This is a genomic window from Bacillus sp. B1-WWTP-T-0.5-Post-4, assembly GCF_009183795.1.
GTDB lineage: Bacteria > Bacillota > Bacilli > Bacillales > Bacillaceae_G > Bacillus_A > Bacillus_A cereus.
Genome location: NZ_WEIJ01000001.1, coordinates 697570 through 716778, shown reverse-complemented (window position 1 = coordinate 716778; position 19209 = coordinate 697570). Strand labels below are relative to the sequence as shown.

Sequence of the window (19209 nt, the reverse complement as noted above, 5' to 3'; positions counted from 1 at the left end):
TACAAGGGGGACCTGCAACATGTTAGAAAGAACGTTGCGTGTATTAGAATACAATAAAGTAAAAGAACAATTACTTGAACATACAGCATCTTCACTTGGTCGTGACAAAGTGAAGCATTTAGTGCCGAGCACTGATTTTGAAGAAATTGTAGAAATGCAAGATACAACGGATGAAGCAGCGAAAGTTATTCGTTTAAAAGGTAGTGCACCATTAGGTGGTATTACGGATATTCGCTCAAATGTGAAGCGTGCAAAAATTGGGAGTATGTTAAGTCCAAATGAATTACTTGATATTGCAAATACGATGTATGGTAGTCGTAATATGAAACGCTTCATTGAAGATATGGCTGATAACGGTGTCGAGCTTCCGATTTTAGAAACTCACGTCGCTCAAATTGTATCTTTATATGATTTAGAAAAGAAAATTACAAATTGCATCGGTGACGGCGGTGAAGTAGTCGATAGCGCAAGTGATAAACTGCGTGGTATTCGTACTCAAATTCGTACTGCGGAAAGTCGTATTCGTGAAAAGTTAGAAAATATGACGCGCTCTTCAAACGCGCAAAAGATGCTGTCTGATTCGATTGTAACGATTCGTAACGAACGTTACGTAATCCCAGTAAAACAAGAATATCGCGGCGTATATGGTGGTATTGTTCACGATCAATCGGCTTCTGGACAAACGTTATTTATTGAGCCACAAGTCATTGTAGAATTAAATAATGCACTGCAAGAAGCACGTGTGAAAGAAAAACAAGAAATCGAACGCATCTTATTAATGTTAACAGAAGAAGTGGCAGTAGAAGCGGATATCGTTTTATCAAACGTAGAAGTAGTTGCAAATCTTGATTTTATCTTTGCGAAAGCTTTTTATGCGAAACGAATTAAAGCAACGAAACCAATCGTAAATAACGAGCGTTATATGGATTTAAGACAAGCTCGACATCCGCTAATCGATCCAGAAATAATCGTGCCAAATAACATTATGTTAGGGAAAGATTTCACGACAATTGTTATTACAGGACCGAATACAGGTGGTAAAACAGTTACGCTGAAAACAGTTGGTATTTGTGTGTTAATGGCGCAATCTGGCCTTCACATTCCAGTAATGGATGAGTCAGAGATTTGTGTATTCAAAAATATCTTTGCTGATATCGGTGATGAGCAATCGATTGAACAGAGTTTAAGTACGTTCTCCTCACATATGGTGAACATCGTTGATATTTTAGAAAAAGCTGATTTTGAAAGCTTAGTTTTATTCGATGAATTAGGTGCTGGAACAGACCCACAAGAAGGGGCTGCACTTGCCATTTCAATTTTAGATGAAGTATGTAATCGCGGTGCTCGCGTTGTTGCAACGACGCATTATCCAGAATTAAAAGCATACGGATATAACCGTGAACAAGTTATTAATGCGAGTGTTGAGTTTGATGTGAACACGTTAAGCCCAACGTATAAATTATTAATCGGTGTACCAGGACGTAGTAATGCCTTTGAAATTTCGAAACGTCTTGGATTATCTGATCGCGTCATTGACCAAGCACGTAACCACATTAGTACAGATACGAATAAAATTGAAAATATGATTGCGAAGTTAGAAGAAAGCCAGAAGAACGCAGAGCGTGACTGGAACGAAGCAGAAGCGCTTCGCAAACAATCTGAGAAACTTCATCGTGAGTTGCAACGTCAAATTATTGAATTTAACGAAGATCGCGACGAACGATTATTAAAAGCGCAAAAAGAAGGGGAAGAAAAAGTCGAAGCTGCAAAGAAAGAAGCAGAAGGCATTATTCAAGAACTTCGTCAATTGCGTAAAGCACAGCTTGCAAATGTGAAAGACCACGAGCTAATTGAAGCGAAGAGTCGTCTAGAAGGCGCAGCGCCAGAGCTTGTTAAGAAACAAAAAGTAAATGTGAAAAATACTGCACCGAAACAACAGTTACGTGCAGGTGATGAAGTGAAAGTATTAACGTTCGGTCAAAAAGGTCAACTACTTGAAAAAGTAAGCGATACAGAGTGGAGCGTACAAATCGGTATTCTGAAGATGAAAGTGAAAGAATCTAATATGGAATACATTAACACACCGAAGCAAACAGAGAAAAAAGCAGTTGCAACGGTAAAAGGTAGAGACTATCATGTTTCATTAGAACTTGACCTTCGTGGTGAACGATTTGAAAATGCAATGGCGCGCGTTGAGAAATACTTAGACGATGCCCAGCTTGCAAGCTATCCTCGCGTATCAATCATTCACGGTAAAGGGACAGGAGCACTTCGCCAAGGTGTACAAGATTACTTGAAGAAGCATCGCGGTGTAAAAACCTTCCGTTACGGTGACATGGGCGAGGGAGGCCTAGGCGTAACAGTTGTCGAATTAAAATAGAAAACAACGAAACAAAGGGGAAACCATTATATGTTTATGGACAAACTTGCAAAAGTATTGTTAGCTTGTTGTGGAATATTTTTGGTGATTGGGGTTATTTATTTAGTTGTTTTTGCGAAGTGAAAAAGCGTCAATCGTGGCAGAATGATATTGCCATAGATTGACGCTTTTAATATATGTGAAAAGGAATAGAACATGAAAATCAACCAATACATAAGCGAAGCAAAATCATGCTCAAGACGTGAAACAGACCGCCTTATTAAAGCTGGACGCGTGGCTATTAATGGCGAAATATGTACGCACGGTGCACTTGTGAGCGATGGTGATGTTGTAACGATTGATGGACAGGTTATTGCGAAAGAAGAGAAAGAAAAGGTGTATATCGCATTCCATAAACCAGTCGGAATTACTTGTACAGCAGCCGATCATATTGAAGATAATATTATTGATTATATCAATTACCCAGAGCGAATCTTTCCAGTTGGGCGATTAGATAAAGCATCGGAAGGACTTATCTTATTAACGAATGACGGCGGCATTGCGAATCAAATTTTACACGGTGATCATGAGCACGAGAAAGAATATGTTGTCACAGTCGATAAACCTTTTACGGACTGGTTTATTAATGAGATGTCCAGCGGTGTAAAGATTAAAGATGGAATGACGAAGCCGTGCAAAGTGACAAGAGTCGATCAATCAACATTTCGTATCGTTTTAACGCAAGGAATGAACAGGCAAATTCGTAGAATGAGTCGTGCTTTCGGATTTACTGTAATAAAGCTAAAGCGAGTACGCATTATGAATATAGAGCTAAATGAGCTTGAAGTTGGAAAGTGGCGGAGCGTTACAGCTGAAGAGTTAGAAATTTTAATAGGGCAGTTATAGGGAGGAAAAATTTTCTCCCTATATTTTTTGTCAGAAAAAATAAAACTATTGATTTTTTAAAAAATAGCCCATATAATAAAAAACAACAAGTTTCGACAAGATATTTTATAAAAGTAATGATGAGGACATGAGTTGTATTTTACGATTCTCAGAGAGGGAAGCCTTAGGCTGTGAGCTTCCTAATACGAAAAGACAAGCTTACCACCTCTAAACTTCAAGAGTGAACTGCATACATGATGCATTGTAATTCTTGGCGGATAAAACCGTTATCAATTTACACGAGCTATAAAATGAGCTTATTTCGTTATGAATTCATTTTATTAGAATAAGGGTGGAACCACGATTTCAACACTCGTCCCTTTGTTAGGGACGGGTGTTTTTTGCGTTCTTTTACGGGGAAGTATGCTTGAAAGAGGATATGTGACGGATTTTAATTCAGAATATTTTGTTAATTTATTATTTTAGGAGGTTAGTAGAAATGAAATCATCTTTAAAGTTTTCGGAGATGTTTGCAATAAGTTTAATGTTATTTGCACTGTTTTTTGGTGCAGGTAATATGATTTTTCCACCAGCGTTAGGGCAAGGTGCTGGAACGGACGTATGGATCGCGCTGTTTGGTTTTATCGTAACAGGCGTTGGACTACCTTTATTAGGAGTAATTGTTATAGCTTTAAAGGGAGATATTAATGAGCTAGCAGGACGTGTACATCCTATATTCGCACTTGTTTTTATCACTGCAATTTATTTATGTTTAGGCGTATTCGTAAGTGTACCGCGTACAGGAACAGTAGCTTATGAGATGAGTGTTGCACCGTTTTTACCAAGTGAGATAGCTGGTCAGTCATATCCACTTGTTATCTTTACACTTATTTTCTTTGCAGTCACTTTCTATTTAGCTTTAAATCCTTCGAAATTAGTGGGTCGTATTGGTAAGGTGCTAACTCCAATATTATTAGCTGTTATTGCAATTATCGTAGGTAAAGCACTTATTACACCAATTGGAGAATTTGGTGCACCGACAGAAGCGTATAGTGCTCCTCTCTTTAAAGGATTTATTGATGGATATTTAACTTTAGATGGACTTGCAGCACTGGTATTCGGAAATGTTGTAATTCATGCGTTAAAAGAAAAAGGAATTACAAATAAAAACAGTATTGCAAAAGTAACAATCTTTGCAGGATTTATTGCAGCGCTTGGTCTACTACTTGTGTATTTAGCACTTGCTTATCTTGGAGCTTCTAGTGTGTCACTTGGAATGGGCGCAAACGGAGGAATTATTTTAACAAATGTCGTGAATCATTTATTTGGTAGCTACGGAACTTTATTACTAGGGATCGCAATTACAGCAGCATGTTTAACAACTTCTGTAGGTATTGTTGCAGCTTGTGGTGATTACTTCTCTTCTTTATTACCAAAGCTTTCTTATCAAAAAGTCATTTTCATTTTCTGTGTATTAGCATTTATGGTAGCAAACCTTGGGTTAACTCAGTTAAATGCATTAGCATTACCAATCTTAATCGCAATTTATCCAATTGGAATCGTACTTATCGTATTATCACTTGTTGAAAACTACGTTCGTCTTCCATTAGCGATGTATGTGGGCGGGATTGTAGGAGCATTTGCAATAAGTTTCTTTGATGGGTTACACAATGCAAACCTTCAAATTGCAGCGCTAGCACCTATTTTAGATAAGATTCCATTATATAGTGTAGGAATTGGTTGGTTAGTTCCAGGCATAATCGGTATAGGATTTGGTTATATAGTTTCTAAGTTTCAAAAGCAGGAAATTGCTGTAGAAAAATAGAGAAAAGAGGCTTTCTATAATAGAAAGTCTCTTTTTTTGTAAAAAAAGCTGCATATAGAGAAATTTAGATATTAAAAATTTTATACGTAATATAGTTGACAAAAAATTTATGAGTAGGCTAAGATTGACTTAGTTGTGGAAATATTGGAAGGGAAGTGAGGGAAACGGGGTTTCTATAACTATAGTGTTGTTATGGGAAGAGGTGAAAGAAGAGGAGAAGAGAAAGTTTATTTTTTTTGACTTACATTGAGAATGATAATCAATAAATACGTTTTATAATTTTTTCTCAGTTTCTATGCCTTCGTATAAGGAATAGGGTGAGATATTATTTTTAACATTAAATGAGAATGATAATCAATAACGCTTATGTTACATAAAAGAATGCTAATTAAATAATAGGTAGAAGAGATTATTTTTTTCTTATGAATTGAGAATAATTATCATTTTCGGAAAAAGTGAAATGAAAGATAACCAAGGAGGAAACAAGAAAAATGAAAAAGGTTTCTGTATTACCCGCTTTTATTATAACGTTCGTATGTATGCTAGCTTTTCTTGTAATGCCATACGGGAATGCTTCAGCAAAACTAGCTGATGGTACTTACGATATTAATTACGTAATTCAAAAAGCGGAAAATGATTCAGCTTCAATGGCAAATGACTATTTTGAAAAGCCGGCAAAATTAATAGTGAAAAACGGTGAGATGAGAGTACAAGTTCCGATGAATCATAGTGCTTGGATTACAGAATTTAAAGCACCAGAGAACGGAAATTTTGTTGATGCGAAAGTTGTTAGTAAAGATGAATCGGCAGATAAAAGAACAGTAGAGTTTAAAGTAGATGATTTATCCAAACCGGCAGCTGTAAAAATTCATGTTGTTGTACCAAGTGCAAACTATGACCACCACTACACAATTCGTTTTGCTTTTGATGCAAATGTAAAAGCTGTAGGTGGCGATAATGGCGTAGCTGCTACAACAAAAAATAATGATCAAGCGAAAACAGATACACAAGTAAAAGAAGAGAAAACAAAAGTAGAGAGTAAGGAAACAGCTAAAGAAGTGAATAAAGAAACAAAAAATGAAAATGGAAAAGCTGAAAAAACAGATAACCCAAAAACAGGCGATGAAGCACGTATTGGATTGTTTGCAGCGTTAATTCTTATTTCAGGTGCTTTCTTAATTCGTAAAGTGAAATTGAGTAAATAAATCTTTTGAAGGGTGATGAATATATGTTTAAACAATTTAAAATGATTATTGCCGTATTTGCTGTTTTATTTACATTTATCGCAACACTAGGTTTACAAGATGCAAAGGCTGCTACAAAACTAGCTGATGGAAAATATAATATTGCTTTTACTGTATGGAAAGGCGATAAAGATGAATCGTCTAGAATGAATAGTTATTTTGAAAGCCCAGCAACATTAACAGTTAAAAATGGAAAACAATATGTTTCATTTAAAGTGAAAGATAGTGCTTCTATTAAAAGTTTCCAAGTAGAAAAAGATGGTCAATTTGTAGAAACAACCGTGTTAAGTGAAAACAAAAAAGATAATACTAGAGTTGTAGAATTTGAAGTTGCTGACTTGTCAAAAAAACTAAATGGCAAGGTGAAAATTAATATTCCAATTATTAATTATAATGCTTCGTATGATATTCGCTTTGTATTTGATGGGAACAGTATTAAATAATTTTCAAAAGGGAGAGTCGTTCCATTGAACAGGTATACAAAAATTATTGTTGCTATGTTTTTAATGATATTTACATTCGTATCAACATTACAACCACTTGCAGTTCAAGCAGCTACCAAGTTGGCTGACGGTGAATATTCAATTGGCTTCAAAGTTTTAAAAGATACATCAGATGAAGAATCGATGATGAATCAATATTCAGTAAGTCCGGGAACTTTAAAAGTGAAGGATGGGAAAAAGAAAGTATCCTTTACATTAACAAATAGTTCATGGATTACGAAATTTGAAACAGAAAAAGCAGGTAAGCTAGTTGCGACAAATGTAATTAGTGAAGATAAAGAAAAAGATACAAGAGTAGTAGAATTTGATGTAGAAGATGTAGAGAAGGTATTAAATGCAAAAGTAAAAGTAGATATTGATTTTTTAAATTATCATCATGAGTACGACGTTCGTATTGCATTTGATCAAAATAGCATTACACCAATTCATGTAGAAAAACCAAATGAAAAAGAGGACCCAGCTAATAAGCCAGATCCAAATGAAACTACCGATCCAGGTCAGAAGCCCGACCAAAAGCCTGACCCAGATCAACAACCAAATTCTAACACAATTACAGATGGTGCGTACAGCATTCCATTTAAAGTGTTAAAAGATCAAACAGATGAAGAATCTAAGATGAATAGTTACATGGTAAATCCAGGAGTATTAAAAGTAGAAAACGGTAAGAAAAAAGCAATTGTAACACTAAAAAGTAGCTCATTAATTAAAAATTTCCAAACGGAAAAAGATGGCGCATTTGTTGATGCAAAAGTAGTGAGTGAGGATAAGGAAAAAGATACAAGAGTAGTAGAGTTTGAAGTAAACGATTTATCTAAAAAACTAAATACAAAAGTATTTATCGAAATGGCATCAAGAAATTATAAGCAAATGCATGATGTACAACTTTTATTTGAACAAGATAAACTTGAACAAATTAAAAATGAAGAGAAACAACCGGAAGCAGAAAAACCGGAAGCAGAAAAACCGGAAGCAGAAAAACCGGAAGCAGAAAAACCAGAAGTAGAAAAACCAGATGCTGAAACAATTAAAGATGGTGAATACAGCATCAATTTTAAGGCATTAAAAGATCAAACAGACGAAATTTCAATGATGAACACATATACAAAAAGTCCAGGTGTGCTAAAAGTAAAAGATGGTAAGAAGTATGTATCATTTACGTTAACGAACAGTTCTTGGATTACAAAATTTGAATTTGAGAAAAATAGTTCGTTTGTTGATGCAAATGTAATAAGTGAAGATAAAAAAACTGATACACGCGTAGTGGAAGTAGAAGTACCAGATTTATCGAAAAAGTTAAATGCAAAAGTAAAAGTAGATATCGATTCAATGAATTATCACCATTTTTACGATATTCAATTTGCATTTGATAAAGGTAGCATTAAGCCGTTAGATAACCAAGGTGAAAACACCAACCAAGGTGGAAACACCAACCAAGGTGGAAACACCAACCAAGGTGGAAACACCAACCAAGGTGGAAACACCAACCAAGGTGAAAACACCAACCAAGGTGGAAACACCAACCAAGGTGAAAACACCAACCAAGGTGGAAACACCAACCAAGGTGAAAACACCAACCAAGGTGGAAACACCAACCAAGGTGAAAACAACAACCAAGATAATAACACAACAATTGATCCAAAAGCTCTTAAAGATGGTGAATACAGCATTGGCTTTAAAGTGTTAAAAGATCAAACAGATGAAATCTCAATGATGAACACATACACAAAAAGCCCAGGTGTATTAAAAGTAAAAGATGGTAAGAAATACGTATCGTTTACATTAACAAATAGTACATGGATTACGAAATTTGAATTTGAGAAAAATGGTTCTTTCGTTAATGCAAAAGTGTTAAGTGAAAATAAAGAACAAAATACAAGAGTAGTAGAAGTAGAAGTAAACGATTTGTCTAAAAAATTAAATGCAAAAGTAAAAGTAGATATTGATTCAATGAATTATCACCATGTCTATGATGTTCAATTTGTATTTGATCAAGACAGTATTAAAGCTTTAGGGACCCCAGGCGGAAACAACAACCAAGGCGGAAACAACAACCAAGGCGAAAACAACAACCAAGACGGAAACGACAACCAAGGCGGAAACGACAACCAAGGCGGAAACAACAACCAAGGTGGAAACGACAACCAAGGTGGAAACAATAACCAAGGTGAAAATAATAAACCGAGAGTAATAGTTGATCCGAAAAATTTAGTAGATGGCCAATATGATATTACATTTAAAGTATTAAAAGATAAAACAGATGAGATTTCAAAGATGAATGACTATGTTGTAAATCCAGCGAAATTAATCGTAAAAGATGGTAAAAAATATATTGAGATGACGCTGAAAAATAGTGCGTGGATTACGAAATTCCAAACGGAAAACAATGAACTATTCGCTGATGCGAAAGTAGTAAGCGAAGATAAAAATGTAAATACGCGAGTAGTACAGTTTGAAGTAGAAGATCTATTTAAAAAATTAAACGCAAAAGTAAAGGTAGACATCGATGAGATGAACTACCATCATTTCTACGATGTGCAAATTCAATTTGATACAAATAATATCGGCGCGTTAGGAACTCTTAAAGAGGAACCGAAAAATGAACCGAAAAATCCAGTGACTACACCGAAAGTAGATAATGTAAAAACAGTAGGTACTCCTGATTTTAACCGAAATGCAGATGGTCAGAAGAAAAAAGAAGATACAAAAAATGATTCGAAAAAAGAGAAAAACTCAAAAACTGCAGATACAGCACAACTTGGTTTATATATGGTGTTACTGCTAGGTTCACTTGCTTTACTAGTTCGTAAATATAGAGCAGGTAGATTGTAATTTTTGGAGTCTTGATGCATATTCGCGTGCATCAAGACTTGTTTCATATTGTATGGAAAGGAGTGGTGATTGAGAGTGAAGAAAATTGCAAGTGTACTAATGGCTATCATTTTGTTAATGAGTATAGCTGGGTGCTCATCACCAAAAAAAGAAACAGCAAAGCAGGTAAAGAGTGAGAGTAAAGAGCGCGTTGTTGCAACAACAGTGGCTGTTACTGAAATTATGGATGCGTTAGAAGTAGATTTAGTTGGCGTTCCAACAAGCTCTAAAACTTTACCGAAGCGATATAAAGGTTTACCTGAAGTTGGGAATCCAATGAGTCCAGATATGGAAAAGGTAAAGTCATTAAAGCCTTCAGAAGTGTTATCTGTGACAACACTTGAATATGAATTAAAGCCAGTTTTTGATGGTGTGGGTATGAAAGCAAACTTTTTAGATTTAACGAGTTTGAAAAATATGCAAAGTTCTATTAGCGATTTAGGTAAGAAATATGGGCGTGAAAAACAGGCCGAAGCAGTAGTAACTAAATTAGATAAAAAGGTTACTAGCATTCAAAAAGAAGTAAAAGGAAAGAAAGAACCGACAGTGCTTATTTTATTAGGTGTGCCGGGAAGTTATTTAGTAGCAACAGAGCATTCTTATATTGGAGATTTAGTGAAACAACTAGGTGGTAAAAATATTGTGCAAGGTGAACAAGTAGAATATTTAGCTTCTAATACAGAGTATTTAAAGAAAGCTGATCCAGATATTATTTTACGAGCAGCTCATGGTATGCCTGATGAAGTTGTAAAAATGTTTGATAAAGAATTTAAAACAAATGATATTTGGAAACACTTTGCTGCGGTTAAAAATAACCGTGTTTACGATTTAGAAGAGCGTTTATTTGGAACGACAGGCAATTTAGCAGCAATTGAAGCGTTAGATGAATTGAAAAAAATGATGTATCCGTGATGCATTTTAATATAAAGGAAGAGTAGAATGAATAAAAAAACTTGGAGTTTCCTCATTGTTACTGCATTGCTTATTGTTATGACATCATTGTCAGCGATGAAAGGGAGTTTAGAAGTAGGTATTGTTGAACTTGTACAAGGGATATTTACAGGTGGAAATGAAGATGTTGAAGTCATTAAAGATTTACGTTTCCCGCGTATTATTATTGCGTTGTTCACTGGAGCGGCTCTCGCTGTTTCAGGTGTGCTTTTTCAAGCTGTTATGAAAAATCCACTCGCCGATGCTGGGGTAATCGGTATATCTTCAGGAGCAAGTTTTATGACACTCGTTATTATTACGTTGTTCCCGCAATTCTTTTTCTGGACACCCGTATTCGCCTTTTTAGGTGGTGCGCTTGCATGTTATCTCGTTTATTCGTTTTCATGGAAATCAGGATTAAGCCCGCTTCGCATTATTTTAATTGGTATTGCCATTAATGCAATGTTTACTGGATTAAATGAATCATTCGTTACGATTTGTGGGTATTTTATTAAGAGTATTAAGCAAACGACGACTTCTAACATAACAATGAAGACGTGGGGCGATGTAGAAATAATGGTGACTTATGGAACGATTGGTCTTATTCTTGCTCTGTTCGTAGGAGCTTGGTGTAACTTATTATCGCTACAAGATAAGACTGCGAAAAACTTAGGCTTGCACGTGACGAGAGTTCGTCTTATTATTTCTGCCATTGCAGTACTCTTAGCGGCAGTATCAACAGCGATTGCAGGTGTTATTGCTTTTGTAGGATTACTAGTTCCGCATATTTCAAGACAATTAGTCGGTTCAGACCATAAAGTATTAATTCCATTTTCTGCTCTTGCAGGGGCGTTATTAATTTTGACGGCAGATACAATTGGAAGGTTAATTGTGCCACCTAACGAAATTCCAGCAGCAACAATTATGGCGGTTATTGGTGGTCCATTCTTAATATTTTTGCTTAGAAAGAGTGATAAAGTTCATGGAAATTAAAAATGTAACCTTTTCATACGATAACGTAACAAATCGTTTAAAGTCTGTTAGTAGTGAAATAGAAATTGGGAAAATTACAACAATCATTGGACCGAATGGATGTGGGAAATCAACATTACTTAGTGTCATGTCTAGAAACCACGCTCCTAGCAGTGGAGAAGTAATACTTGATGGGAAAGCGATTGGTGAATATAAACCGAAAGAGTTTGCTAGAAAGCTAGCGGTTGTCCATCAACAAAATGAGGCTCCAGCAGATATTACAGTGGAAAAGCTAATAAGCTTCGGGCGTATGCCATATAAAAATATATTCTCTCCGCAAACAGATGAAGATAGAGAAGCGATTGAGCGTGCACTAGTATGTACGAGTTTACAAAGTAAGCGTGATAAGCCAATTTATGCTTTATCTGGTGGAGAGAGGCAGCGAGTTTGGATCGCGATGACATTAGCTCAAAATACACCAATGCTCTTCTTAGATGAACCGACCACATATTTAGATATTTACTATCAGTTAGAAATATTAGAGTTAGTGAAAGAGTTAAATGAAGTGCATGGACTAACGATTGTAATGGTATTACATGATATTAATCAAGCCATTCGTTATAGCGACCATATTATCGTTATGAAAGATGGAGAAATCATTACGAAAGGTATTCCTAATGATGTAATAACAGAAGAAATGGTTAAAGCAATATATGGTGTAGATGTCATTGTAAAGCAGGATGAAGATACCGGATTGTACATGGTACCTATGGGAATCTAAAGGCTGAGCATAATCCGTTTTGAGGTGATAATTTGAATAGTAAGAAAGGACGGAAAAAGAATTCTTTTTTTCAACGCATACTTACAATTGTGTTTTTAGGAATCTTTTTCTATTCAATTTATGAGTTGGGCGGGATTTTCATGGATTATTATGAAAATCGTAAAGTAATGGCTGAGGCACAACATATTTATAAAAGAAGTCCAATGGAAGAAAAATCAGAAGATGGAGAGGTACGTAAACAGTTTCAGGATCTCCAGAAAATTAATCCAGAGATAGTCGGATGGATTACGATGGATGATACACAAATTAATTATCCAATCGTTCAAGCAAAAGATAATGATTACTATTTATTTCGTAATTATAAAGGTGAAGATATGAGAGCGGGAAGCATTTTTATGGACCATCGTAATGATGTGAAATCTCAAAATCGAAATACGATTTTATATGGCCATCGTATGAAAGACGGTTCTATGTTTGGTAGTTTAAAAAAGATGTTGGATGAAGACTTTTTTATGTCTCATCGTAAATTATATTACGATACATTATTTGAAGGATACGACGTGGAAGTTTTTTCAGTATACACGACAACAACGGACTTTTATTACATTGAAACGGATTTTGAAAATGATGCAGCATATACATCGTTCTTAAAGGAAATTCAAGAAAAATCACTGTACAAAACGGATACGGAATTGACGGCTAATGATGAAATCGTAACACTTTCTACTTGTGATTATGCGCTTGATCCAGAGGCTGGAAGGCTAGTTGTACACGCAAAATTAGTAAAAAGAAATTAAAGAAAAAAGTATAGAATATGAGAAGTGATAGGTAACGCTTCTCATATTCTATACTTTAAAAAAGGACTGTTTTTACTGTGCTGCAGCCATTGGCATACGTACAACTTTTACATCATAGTAAGCAATTTTATTATCAAGAATATATTCTGGCATTCCGCCTTGATGTGAGTGAGCATCTTTAAATGCAGCGCTCTTTGTCCAACCTTGGAAATCTTCTTTTGCATTCCAGCGAGTGCTAATTGTTACTTCATCATAATCAACTGTATTTTGCGTTAAAAGAACTTCTAGACCTAAAAAGCCTGGCATCGTTTCAACTTTACCTACTTTATTAAAACGCTCAATTAATTTATGTCCATTTCCCTTTGTAATTTTAGCTGTATTTGTAACAATAATCATGTTTATTCCTCCTATAAATGTAGCTATATTTTCAAGAACTCATATACATTAAATGATAATGAAAATCATTATCATTGTCAATGATAAATGTGAAATATATAAGTTTTTTTCTATTATTTTGGACAGTGAGATTTTCATTTCAAAACGTAGTAAATATGTGGCGATTAAGTGCGAGAATGAGCTAGTTGTACTAGCAAAGCAATAATATGGTATAGTGAAACGAGGCTGTTTTTTCAGTCTCGTTTTTTAAATGCTTCCTGTAGAGAAAGCATGCAAATGGAAAGGAAGTTATTATATGCGATCAGAAGTAACAGTAAAAATAAAACCGAAATTTATAAAAGAAATTAAAAGTGGATATCCGCTTATTTTAAAAGATGCGATTCAAAATTTAAATGATGTTCAGGAAGAAGGAACAATCATTAAAGTAGTAGATGAGAAGAACAACTTTGTCGGAAAAGGTTATTATGGAAAACAAAATAAAGGATATGGCTGGATTTTAACGAGAAAAGAGAGTGAACAAATTAATCAATCTTTCTTTGAAAGTAAAATCAAATCTGCCTTACATAAACGAAAGCAATTTTACAAATCAAGTGATACGACAGCATTCCGTGTGGTGAATGGTGAAGGTGATGGTCTTGGAGGACTAATTATCGATTATTATGATGGCTACTACGTAGTAAGTTGGTATAGTGAAGGGATTTACACTTTCAGAGATGAGATTATAGCCGCTCTTCAAAAAGTAGCAAACTTTAAAGGTATTTATGAGAAAAAGCGTTTTGATACGAAAGGGAAATACATTGAAGGCGATGATTTCGTAGCAGGAGAGCGCGGTGAGTTCCCGCTTATCGTAAAAGAGAATGGTGTGAACTTCGCTGTTTATTTAAATGACGGAGCGATGGTTGGCGTATTTTTAGATCAACGTAACGTGCGAAAACAAATTCGTGATAAATATGCGAAGGGAAGAACTGTGTTAAATATGTTCTCTTATACAGGTGCTTTCTCTGTATTTGCAGCGCTTGGTGGAGCGAGTAAAACGACGAGTGTCGACCTTGCAAATCGTAGTTTAAGTAAAACGATTGAGCAGTTTAGTGTAAATGAAGTTGATTATGAAGCACAAGATATTATTGTAGAAGATGTATTTCTTTACTTCAAATATGCAGCTAAGAAAAAGATGAAATTTGATATGGTCGTACTTGATCCTCCAAGCTTCGCCCGATCAAAAAAATATACATTTAGTGCAGCGAAAGATTATAAAAACTTATTAAAAGAAACAATTGCCATTACAGAAAATAACGGAATTATCGTTGCTTCTACAAATTGTAGCGCATTCGATATGAAAAAGTTTAAAGGCTTTATCGATACAGCCTTTAAAGAAATGAATGGCAAATATAAAATATTAGAAGAACATTCTTTACCAGAAGATTTCCGTACCATTGATCAATTTAAAGAAGGAGACTATTTAAAAGTAGTTTTCATCGAGAAAATTAAAGGTTAATAAAGAAAAGGAGCTCGAGTTTACTTGAGCTCCTTTTCTTATTGAACGATATTTTGTACTCTACCGACTTGTCCGTCCTGCAATCGCACTTTAATGCCATGCGGATGGGAAGGGGAGTTTGTTAAAATATCTTTTACAATGCCACGTGTTAATTTACCTGTTCGTTGATCTTGTTTTAATACAATATCAACTTCAAGACCGGGTGCGATATTAGAACGTTTTTGTCCGTTCATTTACACACCTGTACGTCTACGTTGGTTGTTTGTCTTTTTCGTTTGTTGATTTTGTAGTTTTTTTGTTTCTTGGCTTTGATTTTTTGCATTTTGACCATTTCCATTTCCTTGCTTTTTCTTAGCAAGTTGTTCACGCATTAAATCAGCTAAGCTTACTTTTTTGTTTTCTGACATGATAAGTCTCCTTTATATAAAGTTAATTATGAACAATCATAGTGAATTTCATCATATCATTGTTAAGGAAGGAAGGGAAGTTGGTTTGAAAATTCATATATTTGTTTCCAGTCTGTAGTAGTTACGATACAATTGAGTTGTTAACGTTTGTAAAAAGGGGATAGACATATGTCACATCATATTTTATTAGTTGAAGATGATCTCTCAATTCAAGAGATGGTGGAAAAGTATTTGATAAAAGAGGGCTTTCAAGTAACAATTGCGTCTGATGGAGAAGAAGGCGTGAACACATATTTAAAAGGTTCATTTGATTTGATTATCCTCGACATTATGATGCCGAAGCTAGATGGCTTAGAGGTTGTACGAATCATTCGAGAAAAAAGTGCTGTTCCGATTTTAATGATGTCGGCAAAAGATACAGATGTTGATAAAGCTGTTGGATTAGGACTTGGAGCAGATGATTACATTTGTAAGCCATTTTCTATGATTGAATTAGCTGCACGTGTAAAGGCAGGTATTCGAAGATCTACGAAATATTCGGCTACAGAAACAACAGAAAAGATGATTCAAATTGGTGATTTAACGATTGATCCAATTAATTTTACTGTAGAAAAAAACGGGAAGCCTCTCAAACTTACTTTAAAAGAATTTGAGATTCTAAAATTGTTTGTAAAGAATCAAAATCGTGTATTTACAAAAGCACAAATATATACACTAATTTGGAACGAAGAGTATTACGGTGACGATAACGTTATTAATGTTCATATGAGAAGGTTGCGTGAGAAAATCGAAAGTGATCCATCTAATCCAGAATATATTAAAACGTTATGGGGTATCGGCTATAAGTTGGAAGTGATGTAATATGGTCAATTTGTTAATAAGTATTATTTTTATATTGTTATGTGTCATTTACATACAATATAAAATGAGAAAAAATAGTAGTAAAAATTTACGATACACATATGAAAAGTTAGAAAATATTGTAAATGTACAAACGGGCGAGAAGTTACTCGTTATGACAGATGATCTAGAATTGCAAAAATTATTAGTGGCAATTAATCAATTATTAGATGCAAAACAGAAAACGAATGCAGATCATGCAAAAGTAGAAATTTCGATGAGAAAAATGCTTTCAAATATTTCACATGATTTAAAGACGCCACTAACAGTTATTCTTGGATATACAGAAATGTTAAATAAGGACAAAACGATGAATAAAGAAGAACAGCAAATATTACTTGAAAAGGTGCATGTGAAAACACTAGAAGTAATGGAACTGATTCATAAGTTTTTTGATTTAGCAAAACTAGAATCTGGTGACAAGGCAATCGAGATGACAAAAGTAAATATGAATGAGGTTTGTCGTGAGAAGATTTTATCTTTTTATGATTTAGTAACATCGAAAGGTTTTCATGTTCATATTGATATACCGGAAAGAAATATATATGCACTTGGAAATGTAGAAGTATTAGGCAGGGTATTGAACAATTTAATATCAAATGCGATTACATATGGAGACGATGGAAAGACACTTGGTATGACGTTAAGAGATGATGAAACGAATGTGTATATAGACGTATGGGATACAGGAAAAGGAATTGATGAATCGCATATTGATAAAGTGTTCGAGCGTATGTACACACTTGAAGATTCAAGAAATAGATTGTACCAAGGGAGCGGTTTAGGGTTAACGATTACGAAAAGGCTTGTGGAAGCGATGGATGGAAAAATTCATCTTTCTAGTAAGCCGTATGAAAAAACAATTTTTACAGTTGCATTAAAAAAGATGCAGTTTTAGCTTGTAGAGAAGTAGATTCTACAAGCTTTTTTTCAGCGTAAGGAATTTGTAAGAAACGGGTAAGAAAAAAGAGATTTCCGTTGTCTATTATAGAAATATAGAGTATTGCGAAAGGGGAAAGTAACATGACATATATATTAAAAACAAATCAGTTAACGAAAGTGTTTAAAGGGAAAGAAGTTATTTCCGGTGTTAACATGCATGTGAAAAAAGGAGAAATTTACGGTTTTTTAGGACCAAACGGTGCTGGTAAAACAACGATTATGAAAATGATTACAAATTTAATAAAACCGACGAGCGGTGAGATTGAAATTTTCGGTGAGAAGTTAACAGATACATCTTATGAAGTATTAAAGAGAATGGGGACGATTATTGAATATCCAATCTTTTATGATAAATTAACGGCGAAAGAAAACTTAGAATTACATTGTGAATATATGGGCTATTACGATAGAAATGAAATTGACCATGCTTTACATTTAGTGAAGCTGCAAGGTATAGATAATAAAAAAGTAAAAGATTTTTCATTAGGAATGAAACAACGACTCGGTATTGCAAGGGCAATCGTAACAAAGCCAGAATTACTCATTTTAGATGAACCCATTAACGGTTTAGATCCAATTGGTATTAAAGAATTAAGAGACTTATTTAAAATGCTCTGCAAAGAATATGGCATTACATTATTAGTTTCTAGCCATATTTTAGGTGAGATGGAATTAATGGCGGATACAATTGGTGTCATTCAAAATGGAAAACTAATAAAAGAAGTTTCAATGAAGAGTATTAACGGAAAACAAACAGAGTACATTGAAATTACTGTTCCTGATGTGAAGCGTGCAGCTTATATTTTAGAAGATAAACTTGGTATAAAAAACTACAAAATAATGAGTGGAAACATGATTCGGGTTTATGAAGTGGCGGTGACACAGCAAGCCATTTCAAAAGCACTTATTATGAACGATGTGGAAATTGAAAGTATTAATAAGAAACATAGTTCTTTAGAGGAATATTTCTTAAATGTAATGGATGGAGAAGGTATTCATGCTTAATGGACTGTGGCTGAACCTGGTAAGTGGATTTATCGTAATGCTAATAAGTGGAATTTTATATTATAGAAAACCAGAGCGGAAATGGTTGTTCATTGTACTAGTGATAGGAATGTTAAGCTTCGTTACTGCTGGAATTAGAATGTTAGCAGCGTAGAGACAGGTATATAAAGAATGGAGGCGTGGTTTATATGTTTAAATTAATGAAGCTCGAATGGAAGAAACATCAATTATCTAGTTACTTTAAAAGTGTAGCAATTTGTATTATAGCAATTTTCGCTGCAGTAAGCCTTATGGCATGGGGAATGAAAGCCGAGGGAGACGTGCTCTTCTTTGACTTCACACAGAACATGGCTTTAGTAAATATTTTTATTAGGATAACATTCATTATTTTTAGTTCAGTCATTTTATCACGTTTAGTAATTGATGAGTATAAGAACAAAACGATACAACTATCATTTATGTATCCGCTACAAAGGAAAATGCTAATGAGTGCGAAATTAACAATTGTTTTCTGTTTTTGTTTTGTGAGCACGATTATCGCGACTTTCATTATTAGCTTGCTCGTATATTTTGTGAGTCCAATGATGGGACTGATTGAAACACCTGCTACGATAGGTGAAATAATAGCTATCGTTCCAGGTACTATTATAAGTGCATTTATGATATCTGGTATAAGTTTAATTCCTTTATTTTTTGGAATGAGAAAGAAATCGACACCGACAACGATTACTTCAGCAGTAATAATTGGCTTGCTGATTAGTGGTAACTATGGTCCTGGAAACGGTCAAGTAAGTATGTTTGATTTTATAGCTATCCCAATCGTGCTCTGTTTATTAGGAATTTTCATTAGTTATCTATCGTTTCGTAAAATCGACAAGATCGATGTGGCGTGAAGCAAGC

At 34.6% G+C, this 19209-nt stretch carries 19 protein-coding genes and 1 other annotated feature; of the genes, 16 read left to right on the top strand and 3 right to left on the bottom strand.

Annotation, left to right across the window (positions count from 1 at the left end; all coding sequences use genetic code 11):
• Positions 1–19: 19 nt before the first annotated feature.
• From GBN91_RS03855 to srtB, 10 genes are all read left to right on the top strand, one after another.
• Positions 20–2380, top strand: a complete 2361-nt coding sequence (locus GBN91_RS03855; RefSeq protein ID WP_000893713.1) for an endonuclease MutS2 — start codon at positions 20–22, stop codon at positions 2378–2380.
• A gap of 195 nt (positions 2381–2575) precedes the next feature.
• Positions 2576–3265: a 23S rRNA pseudouridine(2604) synthase RluF gene (locus GBN91_RS03850; RefSeq protein WP_102956010.1), complete on the top strand. Its 690-nt coding sequence runs from the start codon at positions 2576–2578 to the stop codon at positions 3263–3265.
• 107 nt (positions 3266–3372) lie between these two features.
• Positions 3373–3628: a binding site (T-box leader), on the top strand.
• 115 nt (positions 3629–3743) lie between these two features.
• Positions 3744–5069: a branched-chain amino acid transport system II carrier protein BrnQ6 gene (brnQ6, locus tag GBN91_RS03845; RefSeq protein ID WP_152121264.1), complete on the top strand. Its 1326-nt coding sequence runs from the start codon at positions 3744–3746 to the stop codon at positions 5067–5069.
• A 491-nt stretch (positions 5070–5560) separates the two neighbouring features.
• On the top strand, positions 5561–6274 hold the full coding sequence (gene isdC / locus GBN91_RS03840) for a heme uptake protein IsdC (protein WP_000757953.1): 714 nt from the start codon (positions 5561–5563) through the stop codon (positions 6272–6274).
• A gap of 23 nt (positions 6275–6297) precedes the next feature.
• A complete protein-coding gene (locus GBN91_RS03835) occupies positions 6298–6756 on the top strand; it encodes an NEAT domain-containing protein (RefSeq protein WP_000476164.1) in 459 nt (152 codons plus the stop codon).
• A 24-nt stretch (positions 6757–6780) separates the two neighbouring features.
• Positions 6781–9645 (top strand): NEAT domain-containing protein, encoded by a 2865-nt coding sequence (locus GBN91_RS03830; RefSeq protein WP_152121263.1) that lies wholly within the window; start codon positions 6781–6783, stop codon positions 9643–9645.
• A 69-nt stretch (positions 9646–9714) separates the two neighbouring features.
• Positions 9715–10596, top strand: a complete 882-nt coding sequence (gene isdE, locus GBN91_RS03825) for a heme ABC transporter substrate-binding protein IsdE (protein WP_152121262.1) — start codon at positions 9715–9717, stop codon at positions 10594–10596.
• Positions 10597–10623: 27 nt separating this feature from the next.
• Positions 10624–11607, top strand: a complete 984-nt coding sequence (locus GBN91_RS03820; RefSeq protein ID WP_001036848.1) for a FecCD family ABC transporter permease — start codon at positions 10624–10626, stop codon at positions 11605–11607.
• Entirely contained in the window at positions 11597–12367 is a 771-nt protein-coding gene (locus GBN91_RS03815) for an ABC transporter ATP-binding protein (protein WP_152121261.1), read from the top strand. The genes GBN91_RS03820 and GBN91_RS03815 overlap by 11 nt, the downstream gene beginning before the upstream one ends.
• Before the next feature lie 32 nt (positions 12368–12399).
• Positions 12400–13164 carry a class B sortase gene (gene srtB, locus GBN91_RS03810; protein ID WP_001086120.1) on the top strand — a complete coding sequence of 255 codons (765 nt, stop codon included), beginning with the start codon at positions 12400–12402 and terminating at the stop codon, positions 13162–13164.
• 72 nt (positions 13165–13236) lie between these two features.
• Here the strand turns inward: srtB and isdG are convergent, their stop codons facing one another.
• Positions 13237–13560: a heme oxygenase gene (isdG, locus tag GBN91_RS03805; RefSeq protein ID WP_000587818.1), complete on the bottom strand. Its 324-nt coding sequence runs from the start codon at positions 13558–13560 to the stop codon at positions 13237–13239.
• A gap of 295 nt (positions 13561–13855) precedes the next feature.
• Here isdG and GBN91_RS03800 point away from each other — a divergent pair, with 295 nt between their 5' ends.
• On the top strand, positions 13856–15055 hold the full coding sequence (locus GBN91_RS03800) for a class I SAM-dependent rRNA methyltransferase (protein WP_006916399.1): 1200 nt from the start codon (positions 13856–13858) through the stop codon (positions 15053–15055).
• Between the two features lie 38 nt (positions 15056–15093).
• Here GBN91_RS03800 and GBN91_RS03795 read toward each other — a convergent pair whose 3' ends face one another.
• Together GBN91_RS03795 and GBN91_RS28730 are read right to left on the bottom strand one after the other, a co-directional pair.
• A complete protein-coding gene (locus GBN91_RS03795; protein WP_001014310.1) occupies positions 15094–15288 on the bottom strand; it encodes a YwbE family protein in 195 nt (64 codons plus the stop codon).
• Positions 15289–15462: a hypothetical protein gene (locus GBN91_RS28730; RefSeq protein ID WP_001293578.1), complete on the bottom strand. Its 174-nt coding sequence runs from the start codon at positions 15460–15462 to the stop codon at positions 15289–15291.
• Between the two features lie 168 nt (positions 15463–15630).
• Between GBN91_RS28730 and GBN91_RS03790 the strand changes: the two genes are divergently transcribed.
• From GBN91_RS03790 to GBN91_RS03775, 5 genes are all read left to right on the top strand, one after another.
• Positions 15631–16323 (top strand): response regulator transcription factor, encoded by a 693-nt coding sequence (locus GBN91_RS03790; RefSeq protein WP_000018056.1) that lies wholly within the window; start codon positions 15631–15633, stop codon positions 16321–16323.
• Position 16324: 1 nt separating this feature from the next.
• Positions 16325–17260 (top strand): HAMP domain-containing histidine kinase, encoded by a 936-nt coding sequence (locus tag GBN91_RS03785; RefSeq protein WP_016125943.1) that lies wholly within the window; start codon positions 16325–16327, stop codon positions 17258–17260.
• Between the two features lie 125 nt (positions 17261–17385).
• Entirely contained in the window at positions 17386–18309 is a 924-nt protein-coding gene (locus GBN91_RS03780) for an ABC transporter ATP-binding protein (protein WP_000221071.1), read from the top strand.
• Positions 18302–18463: a hypothetical protein gene (locus GBN91_RS28725; protein ID WP_000931813.1), complete on the top strand. Its 162-nt coding sequence runs from the start codon at positions 18302–18304 to the stop codon at positions 18461–18463. The genes GBN91_RS03780 and GBN91_RS28725 overlap by 8 nt, the downstream gene beginning before the upstream one ends.
• A gap of 34 nt (positions 18464–18497) precedes the next feature.
• Complete coding sequence (locus GBN91_RS03775; protein WP_000475549.1) at positions 18498–19202, top strand: ABC transporter permease; 705 nt, start codon at positions 18498–18500, stop codon at positions 19200–19202.
• Positions 19203–19209: the final 7 nt, after the last annotated feature.

Excerpts from the sequence above, each read along its gene's own strand:
- GBN91_RS03855 (WP_000893713.1), top strand. The coding sequence starts at position 20 with ATGTTAGAAAGAACGTTGCGTGTATTAGAATACAATAAAGTAAAAGAA.
- GBN91_RS03850 (WP_102956010.1), top strand. The coding sequence starts at position 2,576 with ATGAAAATCAACCAATACATAAGCGAAGCAAAATCATGCTCAAGACGT.
- brnQ6 (WP_152121264.1), top strand. The coding sequence starts at position 3,744 with ATGAAATCATCTTTAAAGTTTTCGGAGATGTTTGCAATAAGTTTAATG.
- isdC (WP_000757953.1), top strand. The coding sequence starts at position 5,561 with ATGAAAAAGGTTTCTGTATTACCCGCTTTTATTATAACGTTCGTATGT.
- GBN91_RS03835 (WP_000476164.1), top strand. The coding sequence starts at position 6,298 with ATGTTTAAACAATTTAAAATGATTATTGCCGTATTTGCTGTTTTATTT.
- GBN91_RS03820 (WP_001036848.1), top strand. The coding sequence starts at position 10,624 with ATGAATAAAAAAACTTGGAGTTTCCTCATTGTTACTGCATTGCTTATT.
- GBN91_RS03815 (WP_152121261.1), top strand. The coding sequence starts at position 11,597 with ATGGAAATTAAAAATGTAACCTTTTCATACGATAACGTAACAAATCGT.
- isdG (WP_000587818.1), bottom strand. The coding sequence starts at position 13,560 with ATGATTATTGTTACAAATACAGCTAAAATTACAAAGGGAAATGGACAT.
- GBN91_RS03800 (WP_006916399.1), top strand. The coding sequence starts at position 13,856 with ATGCGATCAGAAGTAACAGTAAAAATAAAACCGAAATTTATAAAAGAA.
- GBN91_RS03795 (WP_001014310.1), bottom strand. The coding sequence starts at position 15,288 with ATGAACGGACAAAAACGTTCTAATATCGCACCCGGTCTTGAAGTTGAT.
- GBN91_RS28730 (WP_001293578.1), bottom strand. The coding sequence starts at position 15,462 with ATGTCAGAAAACAAAAAAGTAAGCTTAGCTGATTTAATGCGTGAACAA.
- GBN91_RS03790 (WP_000018056.1), top strand. The coding sequence starts at position 15,631 with ATGTCACATCATATTTTATTAGTTGAAGATGATCTCTCAATTCAAGAG.
- GBN91_RS03785 (WP_016125943.1), top strand. The coding sequence starts at position 16,325 with ATGGTCAATTTGTTAATAAGTATTATTTTTATATTGTTATGTGTCATT.
- GBN91_RS03780 (WP_000221071.1), top strand. The coding sequence starts at position 17,386 with ATGACATATATATTAAAAACAAATCAGTTAACGAAAGTGTTTAAAGGG.
- GBN91_RS28725 (WP_000931813.1), top strand. The coding sequence starts at position 18,302 with ATGCTTAATGGACTGTGGCTGAACCTGGTAAGTGGATTTATCGTAATG.
- GBN91_RS03775 (WP_000475549.1), top strand. The coding sequence starts at position 18,498 with ATGTTTAAATTAATGAAGCTCGAATGGAAGAAACATCAATTATCTAGT.